Source organism: Flavobacterium hiemivividum (assembly GCF_004349145.1).
Taxonomy (GTDB): Bacteria; Bacteroidota; Bacteroidia; order Flavobacteriales; family Flavobacteriaceae; genus Flavobacterium; species Flavobacterium hiemivividum.
This window is the reverse complement of the sequence record NZ_SMFO01000003.1, coordinates 1-12,762: the sequence shown is the minus strand read 5'-3', so window position 1 is coordinate 12,762 and position 12,762 is coordinate 1. Positions and strand designations below refer to the sequence as shown.

Below are 12,762 nucleotides of genomic sequence, written 5' to 3'. Positions count from 1 at the left end.
AGATCCCAACACCAAAGCATCGCTAGAATTGAAATCTTTATTTATTAATTTTACACTACGGCTATTAACCCTGGTTCAATTACAACATCCTTACTGTTTGTTCCACGTGAAACATTTTAAAACAATTGAGATAAAATCTAAACCAACCACACTTTGTTCCACGTGAAACATTACAAACTTAAAAGAATTAATTATTTACTGTTCCACGTGGAACAGCGCTAATTTTTCGTTTTCTTTAGATCGCATCAACTGCTCATCCTTCTCTCCTTTGTCCTTGTATCCGCAATAATGCAAAACACCGTGAACAATTACTCTTCTTAATTCTTCCTCAAAAGCTACATTAAAATCAACTGCATTATCCTGAACTCGTTCAACAGAAATAAAAACATCTCCGCTAATTTCATTCCCCATCGTGTAATCAAAACTAATTACATCAGTAAGGTCATCGTGATTTAAATACTCTAGATTGATTTTATGGAGGTACTCATCATCACAAAAGATGTAATTAATTTCGCCTTCTTTCTTACCTTCAGATAAAATAACAGCAGATAGCCAGTTTCCAATAGCCTCTTCATTCTCTAAGTTGAATTCACTTTCGTAATTAAAATTGATCATTTTTTATTAAAATATTCTTGAACCTTGCGGTTAAAATTGGAGCGCAAAGGTAACGATTGTCTGTTTAATATCTCAGTGCTATTTAAATAATCTAACAATGCGTCTGGCAAAGGTTTAGAATCATTATTAAACTCTCTTTTATTAGTCTCTGCTTGACGCTTCTTTTCTTCTCCTTGCTGCTGAATTGCAGTATTTAATTTTAATAATTCTTGTTTTAAATTGAGAATTTTTTGCAAGGTTTCATTCTTAAAACCTTTATTTAATAATTGTTTTTCAATCTGCTTCATCTGTTCTATAGTATTTTGGCCACCACCACCTAAGCCTTGTTTCTTAAGTTCATTTTCTAAGGCTACTCGGATTTGCTGTTGCTCTTTGTAGATTTCCAACAACGCTTTTGCATCACCTTCTCCCGTTCCACCATCCTGAGCACCTTCTTTTCCTTTCTTCCCACCTTCTCCTTTTCCACCTTCATTACCATCACCAGGCTTTTGCCCTTTTTCCATTCCCTTCTTCATCTTCTCACCTAGCCCTTGTTGCTTTTTAATTATATCAGGAAGCTGCATTCCTTCACCGCTGCCTGGCTTGGGTTTTCCACTATCCATTCCAGATAAAGACATTTGCATATTATTCATAATGTCACTCAAAATATCTCCCAATTTATTAGCAGACGATACCGCATACTGTTGATGAGATAACCCTTTTGGAACTTGAGCATCTGATAAACTTACTAAGGATTTATCAATATTGTAATGCACATTACCAATCTCTTTAGTAATATCCTCAGCAATTTTAGGGTTGCGTAAGGACAACGCAAACAAACTATCATCAACATGTTTGAACTGTAGTTTTAAATCTTGTTGCAATTTAATATTTTTATTGAAGGATGGAGATCCTTTTCTCAAGTCTTTTAGTTGCAACATAACATATTCCTGCGATAAAGAATAAGCAAGTAAATTATCTAATATTTGTCGCAACATTTTCACATCTTCCTCCATCTGCTCTTTCTCACTTCCCTCTAAACTATCTGCCATCATCTTGGCCATTTTCTTCATTTTATCGGCAGCTTTTTTCTGACTTGGTTTCGCCTTAGCTTTATTTTCTTTTTGAAGTTCATCACTCGCTTTCTTTAAATCATCAACAACACTTTTTTCTGTGGCAGCATCATCAGGCAAATCTACTGGTGATTTCAATTCGGAATTATCCTTATCCAATTCTTTTAGTTCGTCTCTAATATTATCAAATTCAGCATTAATATTTTTTTGCTTTTCAGCAGAATTGTCTTTTTCATTATCTGCTAACTTATCTTGTTTCTCTGAAAGCTTATCTAATTTATCGGCTAATTGCTCCGCCTTTTTTTCTACATAATACTTCTTTGTTAGCTCTACTAATTGCTCTAAATTCTTAACTTGATTTTTACTATTCTGTTTAAATTGATCTAATTTATTCAGTAACTCTTCGTTTTTGATTTTGTCATTCAGCTCCTTCAGCTCATCAAGTAATTTCTGATTCTTTTCTAAATCTTCATCTGCTTTTTCTAAACGTTTCTTCAACTCTTCCTTTGCATCCTCTTTTGGCGCAGTTTTCAATTGTTCCAAATTCTCCTTCATTTTCTTAGCAAACTCCTTCATCATTTCATCCTGTCTCTTTTGCTGCTCAATAAAATCTTTTACATTTTGTTGATCTTTAAATTCAAATTGATCCTTTTCCTTCCCTGTCTTTTGTAATTTATCTATATCAGATAATTGCTTGTCTTGTTTTTTTAAAGATTTTTGAAGGCTATTAATCGTATTATTTTGCTCCTGCAATAATTGACTTTTCTCTTCCTCGTCTGTCGCAATACGGTTAGAAAACACCGAAGATTTAGAACTCTTAAAACCATGTAGGGCATCATTATCAAAAACTTCAAAATAATACTCATAAGAAACTCCTTGCTCAACAATTAGCGAACCAGGGAAAGAAAACAGAAATTGCTCATAAGGAACTTTCTTAATCGGTATAGTTCCACGTTTAACCGCCCCTGGTTTGTTCTTAGGATAATAAACTACTTGTAGTCTAGACAAACCATAATCATCAGCAATTTGTCCCAAAATAAAACTTTTAGCTACCTTTAAGCTGTCTGGTGCATTACCAGCAGTGATCGTAGGAAACTGATCCTTAATAACTGTTAGCTGATAATTCAGTTTCTCATACTCTTTTACCCGTTCGTTAGAAGTAATAATTTGGTATTCTGTATTTTGAGTGATCTTTTTAGATAATGAAAACAATTTATCGTTCTTACTAAATTCAAAACGTGCAGTTTCATTAGACCATGAAATATCTTTAGTCGCCATTGAGTTAATTCTCCAAGTAACTCTCGTACCCTCAGGGATAACAGCATTTCCAGTTCCTTTCACCACTTCCGCCTCTTTACTCAAATAGGATGGATAATTTAATTGCATCTCAAAATTGGCAATCGAAGGAACAGCAACAACATTCAACTCATAATCTTCCGAAGAAACCTTGTTACCCTCCACGTGAAACAATACATCAGTGATAGGTTTTGTAATTCTAAATTGGAACTCACCAGGCCTTACATTCTCCATAAAATAACTTTCGCCATTAATGAAAATCATCGCGTTTTCAGGGACTACCTTTCCCACCGTTTTAATTTTTAGCATGAAGTCTTTATTCTGCTCCGTTTGCAAATTATTATTTAGCACAACAAATTTAAAAGGTGCGGGCGGTAAAAAATTATCGTTAAAATGAACTACTCTATGCAGACTTTGAGAAATCACAGCATTATTTCCAGACAAATAGAAAAACAGAAAAAGAAAAATGGGAACAATCGCTAATGGCAAATACCTCTTATTAGAATTAAAATTGATTGCATTACCAAAAGGTATTGGTTGCAGTGCTTTTGCTCTTTGATCGATTGAAGCCAAAAGCAATTCAGAGGACGCTTGATCAGTATCTGTTTTTGAAAGTTGAAGAAAATTAGTCAAAGTATCATTGACATCAGAAAAGTGATTTCCTATAATTTTTGAAGCTTGGTCGTAATCGATTCCTTTTTGGAACTTAAACAACTTAAATATAGGAAAGAGAATAAAGCGAAATAAAAGTATTATTTCTACTCCAACAAAAGTCCAAAACAAAATAGATCTTCCCATTGGCTTGAGCCAAAGAAAATATTCCACGAAAAGTGTGAATAGAAAATACAACAATCCCAAGCCGATGAAGAGTACTATTCCTCGGATCAATTCGTTAGTGTAATACTTCCTAATAAATGATTCTAACTTTCGATAAATACTATTTGAAGATTCCAAAGCTACTGTATATTTGATATAACCATTAAAAGTAATAATTTATATGATTAAAGAAATGTTAAAAGCAAATCAATCTCAAAAATCTTATAATAATCTAGTTTTCAATATCTCCACTTAAAGCGATTGAAATTGTATATTTGCATCAAAATTTATAAAAATGTCGAAGCAAGTTCGTGTGCGTTTTGCACCTAGTCCAACTGGACCGTTACATATTGGCGGAGTGCGTACTGCCCTATTCAATTATTTGTTTGCCAAAAAAAATAATGGTGTTTTCTATTTACGAATTGAAGATACAGATCAAAATCGTTTTGTTCCCGGTGCCGAGGCTTATATCATCGAAGCATTAGAATGGTTAGGAATTGCTCCTGATGAAACGATTGGAAAAAATGAAAAATTTGGTCCTTATCGTCAAAGCGAAAGAAAACCATTATATAGACAATATGCTGACCAATTAATCGATACTGGTTGGGCCTATTATGCTTTTGATACTCCTGAAGCCTTAGATACGGCCAGAAAACAACAGGAAGAACAAGGTAATACTTTTATTTATAATCACACTAATAGAAAATTATTAGATACTTCTCTAGTGATTTCTAGCGAAGAAACGGCAAAAAGAATCGCTAATGGAGATGCTTATGTAATCCGTTTTAAAACTCCCGTTGATGAAACATTACATTTAAAAGACATCATTCGCGGCGATGTGAAATTTGAAACTAGCTTGCTAGATGATAAAGTATTGTTTAAAAGTGACGGAATGCCAACCTACCATTTAGCAAATATCGTGGATGATCATTTAATGGAAACCTCGCATGTAATTCGTGGTGAAGAATGGTTGCCATCAATGCCGTTACATGTTTTACTGTACAGAGCTTTTGGTTGGGACGCCCCAGAATTTGCACATTTACCGTTGATTTTAAAACCAATTGGAAACGGAAAGTTATCTAAACGTGACGGAGATAAACTAGGATTCCCTGTATTTCCATTAGAATGGAAAGCGGAAGATGCAGTTTCATCAGGTTACAGAGAAAAAGGATTTTTTCCCGAGGCGGTAATTAATTTCTTAGCCTTACTAGGTTGGAACGACGGAACGGACAAAGAAATTTATACTTTGGAAGAACTAGTGGAAGCTTTTGATTTAAATAGAATTCACAAAGCTGGAGCTAAATTTGATCCAGAGAAAAATAAATGGTTCAATCACCAATATTTAATTAAGCAAAAAGACGAGGATTTGGCGAAAGCCTTCACTCCTATTTTAGAATCAAAAGGTATCTCGACTACGCCAGATGTAACAACCAAAATTGTTTCCCTTATAAAAGAAAGAGCATCGTTTATATCTGAATTTTGGGATCTAGCTGATTTCTTTTTTGTTGCGCCAACATCTTACGATGAAAAAGCAAGTAAAAACTGGAAAGCAGAAACTCCAGCTTTAATGCAAGAATTGATTTCTGTAGTTGAAGAAATCGCTGATTTTACTTCTGTCAATATCGAAACAATTGTAAAAGATTGGATGACCAAGAGCGAAATTGGAATGGGAAAAGTAATGCAACCTTTCCGCTTGAGTTTGGTAGGAGCTTTAAAAGGACCTCACCTATTTGATATTGTGGAACTCATTGGAAAAGAAGAAACAATTAAAAGAATTCAAAAAGCAATTGAAACTTTATAAAAATCGAAAAGTCTCCGTTAATGCGGAGGCTTTTTTTATAAATATACAATTATATTTCCATTGATAATTCCGGCGTGTCCCTTAAAATTAATCCCAGAATCTTTAGTATTTAAATTTCCAAGCATGTTATTGATTCCATATTGGTAGGAAACATTAAATCTAAAATGACGGACTCCAGCTGTGATTCCTATAGTTGGATAAAAATTAAATTTAGAAATATCGATAATGTCCTCCGCTAGCAAAGTGGTGCCATTAATGGTGTTTTTATTATATTCTGGATCAATTTTGAACTTTCCATTCACTTGAACAATCGGACCAAACTCTACACTCAAATGGTTTTCGACCAGGATATAACTTAATTGCAACGATATTTGAGCCGAAGCCAATTTGTAATTGACATCTACATTTTGAACATTAAGTTTCTTTGTTGGAACTGAGAAATTATTCTCACTGAATTGCAGTGAATATACCATATCCCACATATCATAAAAATTTCCTCTAACAGATAATCCCGCATTCCAACCAAGTTCTGGTTTTGTTTGAAAATTATCGGTATTCAAACTAAGCTGGTTTGCTCCTAATGTTACCCCAATCCTATTAGAATCCCGATAGCCATATTGTGCAAAAATGCTACTTGTAACTAAAACTAGAACTAATGCAAAATATAGCTTTTTCATATTGTTAGACTAAATACTAACAAAATTAAAGTTTTTTTGTACTTTAACAGATTAATTTTAATTTAATTATATTTATTATGAACATTATTTTAATTGTCCTTCTTGTACTTGGATTATTTATTCTTATGTCTTCTTTTTTTACTGTAAGACAACAAACCTCAGTTATCATCGAACGATTTGGAAAATTTCACAGCGTGCGACAATCTGGATTACATCTAAAGATACCACTAATAGACCGTGTGGCTGGACGAGTAAATCTTAAAATCCAACAATTAGATGTAATTATCGAAACCAAAACAAAAGACAATGTTTTTGTAAAACTTAAAGTTTCTGTGCAATTTATGGTTGTTAAAGACACTGTTTATGATGCCTTCTACAAATTAGAATATGCACATGACCAAATTACTTCTTATGTATTTGACGTAGTTCGTGCCGAGGTTCCTAAATTAAAATTAGACGATGTTTTTGAAAGAAAAGATGATATCGCAATTGCCGTAAAGAGAGAATTAAACGAAGCAATGACCACTTACGGTTACACAATTATCAATACTTTGGTAACTGATATCGATCCAGATATTCAAGTAAAAAATGCAATGAATAGAATTAATGCTGCCGATAGAGAAAAAACAGTAGCCGAATTTGAAGCAGAAGCATCAAGAATTAGAATTGTAGCCAAAGCTAAAGCAGAAGCAGAAAGCAAACGTTTACAAGGACAAGGTATTGCTGATCAAAGAAGAGAGATTGCTAGAGGATTAGTAGAAAGTGTGGATGTCCTTAATAGAGTTGGTATTAACTCACAGGAAGCTTCTGCATTAATTGTGGTGACACAACATTACGATACTTTACAAGCCATTGGTGCAGATACTAATTCTAACCTAATCTTATTACCTAATTCACCACAAGCTGGAAGTGATATGTTGAACAACATGGTTGCAAGCTTCTCTGCAAGTAATATGGTGGGTGAATCTATGAAAAAAGCAAGTAGAAAATCGAAAGCAAAAACTGAAACTATTATTCCAATAGAAGACGAAGAGGAAGAAGATACCTCTGAAAGAGAGGAATAATACTTTCTACTATTATAACAGAAAAAAGAGGCTTAACGGCCTCTTTTTTTATTGATGATCCAATTGATTGCAAATGGAACGGCAATGTTTAATATAGTTCCAAAAGAGCCGCTAAAGGCTGTTTTAAAGGATTCTAGGAAATTATTAAGCAAATGATGCGGTGCAATGCTTTCCTTGGTTCTATGATAGCCCAAAACAATCCTTTGATAGCTAATATCCTTTTCAATCTTTAATATCTCCAGCTCCCTGTCGATTTGCGCATACGATGAATATTTTCTAGTTCCCATAGTTTAGTCGTTAAAAAATATTTCAGAAAATTTTTCTAATAACGGTCCTTCCACTATCTTGTCTCTTACTAAAAATAATAGTCCAGTTGCAAAAAGATAAAGTCCACCAACTATTAGAAAACCTACAGGATAACTATTAAAATAATTTCCGATAGTAAATGCAAGCGCTAATGAAAAAAATAATACTACCATACTAAAACCCAAAAGTATCAAAGAAAACTTTAAAATCGTAGTGGTCGATTTCATCGCCATTTTGAACGCTCGTAATTTATAATAGGCTAGATTATTTTCAATATACGCTTGCGCATGATCTTGAATATCACCTACATTCTCTTTTAATTCTTCAAAAGCCATGTATTAATTTTTATTTTCAAATTTAAAGCCTTTCAATTATTTCTGAAGTCTTGCGTTTTTCTGTTTCAGTTCTGCTAATTTACTTTCAAGGAAAGTAATTACATCTTCCGTTTTATGACTCATGCTAGAAAGTAAATCGTCATAGCTTCCCTCAAAATCAACTTTACTGCTAGAAAATTTTGTTTTTACTTCCTCAGAAAGTTCTTTATATTTCTTTTCTAAATCTTTTTGAGCGTCTTTATATCCCTCTTTAATTTTTACTCTCGTTTGTGAACCTTTATCCGGAGCAAATAAAATTCCTACTCCAGCTCCAATTGCTGCACCCGTTAAAATTGCTAAAATTGTATTTCCTGTATTCTTTGACATAATTTTTTGATTTAATTAATATTAATGAAATATACGATATTTATGAACAACTTCTTGTTAACAAGCCGTTAAAATAGTTTTTACAAGTCATGTCCTTGAAATAAGAGATTTTCAGCTTAAATGTCCTACATCATTACCTTCTGCTATGAAAAAAATCTAATTATAGCTTAAAACGGCTAAATAAAAGGCAGTTTTAATTGATTAAATTTATAGATACATAAAATACAATAGAATTTTGTAATAATAAAAAAACGCCTTAAAAAAGGCGCTTTTGTATTGTTAAATTCTATTCTTAAAAAATAAACTTAAAGATTTAGTGTTTTTAATAATTCTGAAACTTTTTCATTCTTTTCAGTATTATTCATTTCTGAAAGTTGAACTTTATAATCTTCAAAATTAATACTGTCATTTTTTAGATTATCAATTGCTAAAATTCTAACTGCAGCCAACTGGCTTTTTAATGACATTGTATATAATTTTGTCACAACTTCCTTTTCAATATCCTTTGCTTCTACCTTATCAGAATGAAGTAAAATTAAATTAGCAAACAACAAAGAATTATTATCGTTCTTAACATTCTTAACAACTGTCTGGTTAATCAGGCTAAAATTATCGATACTTCTAATATTTGCAACAATATTCTCAAGGATCAATTCGGCATTAGAGCTGTCTTTTTCCTTTACGTATTTATTGATTTCCTTTTGAGTATTCATCAATAAATTACCTTCTTTCTTTCCTTTTTCTTCCCATGCATCTTTAAGACCAACCGTTTTATTGAAAACTAATTTCCCTTCAGTGCTGTCTTTATCTGTATTGAAATAACCCAAACGTTGGAATTGGAATTTATCTCCAGCTTTACTAGAAGCTAAACTTGGTTCCACAAAACCTTTTACAATTTCGAGAGAATTAGAATTCATAAATTCTAGAAAGTTCTTTTCCTTATGGCTGTCTGGTGCTTCATCTATAAACAAGCGATCGTACAAACGAACTTCGGCTTCAATGGCATGTTTGATAGAAACCCAATGCAAGGTTCCTGCTACTTTGCGTTGTGAAGCTTCACTCCCACTTCCACTTCGGCTGTCTTCATCATAGGTTACATGGATTTCAGTAATCTTACCTTCATTGTCTTTTACAACGCTTTCACCTTTAATTATGTACGCATTTTTAAGACGCACTTCATTTCCGATACTCAAACGGAAAAATTTAGCTGGAGCCTGTTCAAGAAAATCTTCTCTTTCGATGTATAATTCACGAGAAAAAGGTAATTTTCTAAAACCTGCAGCATCATCCTCCTGATTATTCTCAGCATCTAATGACTCTTCTTTATCTTTTGGATAATTTGTAATAACCACTTTTACAGGATCTAAAACTGCCATCACCCTTGGGGCAGTCTTGTTTAAATCTTCCCGCAGACAAAATTCCAAAAGCGATACATCAATAACATTTTCACGTTTTGCAACACCTATAATTTCACAAAACTTACGAATAGAAGCAGCTGTATATCCTCTTCTTCTCAAACCAGAAATCGTAGGCATTCTTGGATCATCCCATCCTTTAACTATATTTTCTTGAACTAATTGCAATAATTTTCTCTTGCTCATTACGGTGTAATTCAAGTTCAAACGAGCAAATTCATATTGATGTGGCCTAACCCTATTTTCATCATAAATTTGGTCTAAAAACCAATTGTACAACTCACGGTGCATCACAAATTCAAGGGTACAAATCGAATGCGAAATTTCCTCAACATAATCACTTTCGCCATGAGCGTAATCATACATTGGATAAATATTCCAATCATTTCCTGTTCTATGATGATGACGGTGCAAAACACGGTACATTAAAGGATCACGCATCAACATATTTGTCGACTTCATATCTATTTTAGCACGTAAAACATGACTTCCTTCTGGATAATCACCGTTTTTCATTGCTTCAAATAAAGTCAAATTTTCTTCAATAGATCGGTTTCTATAAGGTCCATCTACTCCTGGTTTTGTAGGAGTTCCTTTTTGAATTGCCATATCTTCAGAAGACTGACTGTCCACATAAGCCTTATTATTTTTAATCATTTCGACTGCCCAATCGTACAACTGCTGAAAATAATCAGAAGAATAACGTTCTTCAGTCCAATTGAATCCCAACCACAATAAATCTTCCTTTATGGCATCAACATACTCCTGCTCTTCTTTAGCCGGATTTGTATCGTCAAAACGTAGATTAACTGGAGCATTGTACTTTAATCCCAAACCAAAATTAAGACAGATCGATTTAGCATGGCCTATGTGTAAATAACCATTTGGTTCTGGTGGAAACCGAAAACGAAGTTGCTCCTTTGGAAAACCGTTTGCGATATTTTCTTCTATAATTTGTTCTATAAAATGAAGTGATTTTTCTTCTGTAGACATAATGTTGTATTAAAGAAGCAAAGTTATCAAAATTGTTGGTTAAATAGCGAATGCAGGATTTGCATATTTCCATTTCGACCAATAAATTTTAAATATGTTGTACTTTTATAAAATAAATGAACAAACTAATAAAACACTATACTCATTATGGGAACAATTAAACTAAAAAATATCCGTACCTACTCTTATCATGGTTGCTTGATCGAAGAAGGAAAAATTGGTTCCGACTATTCAATTGATCTTGAAATAAAAACTGATTTACGAAAATCTTGTCTTTCAGATGATCTAAATGACACCGTAGATTATGTCTTATTGAATAAGATTGTGGTCGAAGAAATGGAAATTCGTTCCCATTTGCTTGAACATGTAGCACAAAGAATAATTACACGCGTGTTTAATGAAATTCCTGAAGTTTCTAGAATACTACTAGGTGTATCAAAATTAAATCCTCCTATTGGTGGTGATGTTGAATCGGTTACCGTTGAATTAGAAGAATATCGAAATTAAAATCTTACTAAACAAGGTAGATTTGGAAAAGTGGTAAAACATAAAACAGTATTTTTTTTAAAATTTTAAACTTTAAACTTTTAAACTCTAAACTTTTTAAGTACTTTTGCCATCCATTCAACAAATGGCGTCGTGGCCGAGTGGCTAGGCTGGGCTCTGCAAAAGCTCCTACTGCGGTTCGAATCCGCACGATGCCTCAAAAACCTTCAAGGAAACTTGGAGGTTTTTTTATGTTTAATTTTTAATAAAAATTAGATAAAGAAATACTACGGTTCTCCAGAAGCGTCGGGACGCACGATGCCTATATACCGAAGACTCGGTACTTCGGTAACTTGGAGTTTTTTTTATGGATTAAATTCTCAAAATTGTATTTTCGACAAAGGAGAAATCTCTTTATAAATTCCGTAAAGTGATTAACCATCAAATATTAAAAACAGTTTGAGGTGATTCCTCTTTCATCGGAATGACAAAATAGCGCGAATAATGCGGTTCTCCAGAAGCGTTGGGACGCACGGTGCCTCTATACCGAAGACTCGGTACTTCGGTAACTTGGAGGATTTTTTTTGCTCTAAACTCTCAAAATTGTATTTTCGACAAAGGAGAAATCTCTTTATAAATTCCGTAAAGTGATTCACCATCAAATATTAAAAACAGTTTGAGGTGATTCCTCTTTCATCGGAATGACAAAATAACGTGAATATTGCGGTTCTCCCGAAGCGTCGCGACGCACGATGCCTATATACCGAAGACTCGGTACTTCGGTAACTTGGAGGTCTTTTTTATGGATTAAATTCTCAAAATTATATTTTCGACAAAGGAGAAATCTCTTTATAAATTCCGTAAAGTGATTAACCATCAAATATTAAAAACAGTTTGAGTTGATTCCTCTTTCATCGGAATGACAAAATAGTGTGAATAATGCGGTTCTCCAGAAGCGTCGGGACGCACGATGACTCTATACCGAAGACTCAGTACTGCGGTAACTTGGAGGTTTTTTATTGATTAAATTCTCAAAATTGTATTTTCGAAAAAGGAGAAATCTCTTTATAAATTCCGTAAAGTAATTAACCATCAAATATTAAAAACAGTTTGAGGTGATTCCTCTTTCATAGAACTGACAAAAAAGCGTGAATACTTCAATTCAATCAATTACAATTATGAAACTTTTTCAAATCTTAGGAGTTTTAACGATTATAAATGACATAGAAAAACCGCTCAAATTAGACTGAACCCAAAAAGTTAGACAAATTTATAATTAATTTTGATAATAATGAGCTCGATATTGGATCGGGCTCATTTTGTTTAAATTAGATTTAATTCTCTCGTTATTGTAATAGTTTATGTATTCCTTTATTTCTTCTTTTAATTGGTTTATAGAGCTGTATTTCTTTAGATAAAATAATTCTGATTTAAGTATTCCAAAAAAGTTTTCGATAATAGCATTATCTAAACAGTTCCCTTTTCTTGACATACTTTGTATAATTCCTTTTTCTTTCAATAGAAATTGATACTGTTTCAT

General features: G+C 33.1%; 11 protein-coding genes and 1 tRNA gene. 4 read left to right on the top strand and 8 right to left on the bottom strand.

What is annotated here, in order from left to right; translation table 11 throughout:
• Positions 1-195 precede the first annotated feature (195 nt).
• Positions 196-615: an rRNA maturation RNase YbeY gene (ybeY, locus tag E0F98_RS05965; RefSeq protein ID WP_132109709.1), complete on the bottom strand. Its 420-nt coding sequence runs from the start codon at positions 613-615 to the stop codon at positions 196-198.
• Positions 612-3,761 carry a DUF4175 family protein gene (locus tag E0F98_RS05960; protein WP_132109708.1) on the bottom strand — a complete coding sequence of 1,050 codons (3,150 nt, stop codon included), beginning with the start codon at positions 3,759-3,761 and terminating at the stop codon, positions 612-614. Before E0F98_RS05960 ends, ybeY begins: the two co-directional genes overlap by 4 nt.
• Positions 3,762-4,074: 313 nt before the next feature.
• Here E0F98_RS05960 and gltX point away from each other — a divergent pair, with 313 nt between their 5' ends.
• A complete protein-coding gene (gene gltX, locus E0F98_RS05955; protein WP_132109707.1) occupies positions 4,075-5,580 on the top strand; it encodes a glutamate--tRNA ligase in 1,506 nt (501 codons plus the stop codon).
• Between the two features lie 35 nt (positions 5,581-5,615).
• Here gltX and E0F98_RS05950 read toward each other — a convergent pair whose 3' ends face one another.
• The gene (locus tag E0F98_RS05950; protein ID WP_132109706.1) at positions 5,616-6,257 is read right to left on the bottom strand and encodes an outer membrane beta-barrel protein; all 642 of its coding nucleotides are present in this window, start codon (positions 6,255-6,257) and stop codon (positions 5,616-5,618) included.
• A gap of 77 nt (positions 6,258-6,334) precedes the next feature.
• On the opposite strand from E0F98_RS05950, the gene E0F98_RS05945 reads away from it, so the two are divergent.
• Positions 6,335-7,321 (top strand): SPFH domain-containing protein, encoded by a 987-nt coding sequence (locus E0F98_RS05945; protein ID WP_132109705.1) that lies wholly within the window; start codon positions 6,335-6,337, stop codon positions 7,319-7,321.
• Between the two features lie 32 nt (positions 7,322-7,353).
• Here E0F98_RS05945 and E0F98_RS05940 read toward each other — a convergent pair whose 3' ends face one another.
• The 4 genes from E0F98_RS05940 to E0F98_RS05925 all read right to left on the bottom strand — a co-directional run bounded on the left by E0F98_RS05940 (position 7,354) and on the right by E0F98_RS05925 (position 10,736).
• Complete coding sequence (locus tag E0F98_RS05940; RefSeq protein WP_132109704.1) at positions 7,354-7,608, bottom strand: DUF6327 family protein; 255 nt, start codon at positions 7,606-7,608, stop codon at positions 7,354-7,356.
• Positions 7,609-7,611: 3 nt separating this feature from the next.
• Positions 7,612-7,962, bottom strand: a complete 351-nt coding sequence (locus tag E0F98_RS05935; RefSeq protein WP_132109703.1) for a phage holin family protein — start codon at positions 7,960-7,962, stop codon at positions 7,612-7,614.
• Between the two features lie 36 nt (positions 7,963-7,998).
• Positions 7,999-8,328: a YtxH domain-containing protein gene (locus E0F98_RS05930; RefSeq protein WP_132109702.1), complete on the bottom strand. Its 330-nt coding sequence runs from the start codon at positions 8,326-8,328 to the stop codon at positions 7,999-8,001.
• 305 nt (positions 8,329-8,633) lie between these two features.
• The gene (locus E0F98_RS05925) at positions 8,634-10,736 is read right to left on the bottom strand and encodes a glutamine--tRNA ligase/YqeY domain fusion protein (RefSeq protein WP_132109701.1); all 2,103 of its coding nucleotides are present in this window, start codon (positions 10,734-10,736) and stop codon (positions 8,634-8,636) included.
• A gap of 147 nt (positions 10,737-10,883) precedes the next feature.
• Between E0F98_RS05925 and folB the strand changes: the two genes are divergently transcribed.
• The gene (gene folB / locus E0F98_RS05920) at positions 10,884-11,243 is read left to right on the top strand and encodes a dihydroneopterin aldolase (protein ID WP_132109700.1); all 360 of its coding nucleotides are present in this window, start codon (positions 10,884-10,886) and stop codon (positions 11,241-11,243) included.
• Between the two features lie 126 nt (positions 11,244-11,369).
• A tRNA-Cys gene (locus E0F98_RS16020) sits at positions 11,370-11,440 on the top strand.
• A 1,058-nt stretch (positions 11,441-12,498) separates the two neighbouring features.
• Here the strand turns inward: E0F98_RS16020 and E0F98_RS05915 are convergent.
• On the bottom strand, positions 12,499-12,762 hold a 264-nt coding region (locus E0F98_RS05915), incomplete at its 5' end, for an IS3 family transposase (RefSeq protein WP_132109699.1).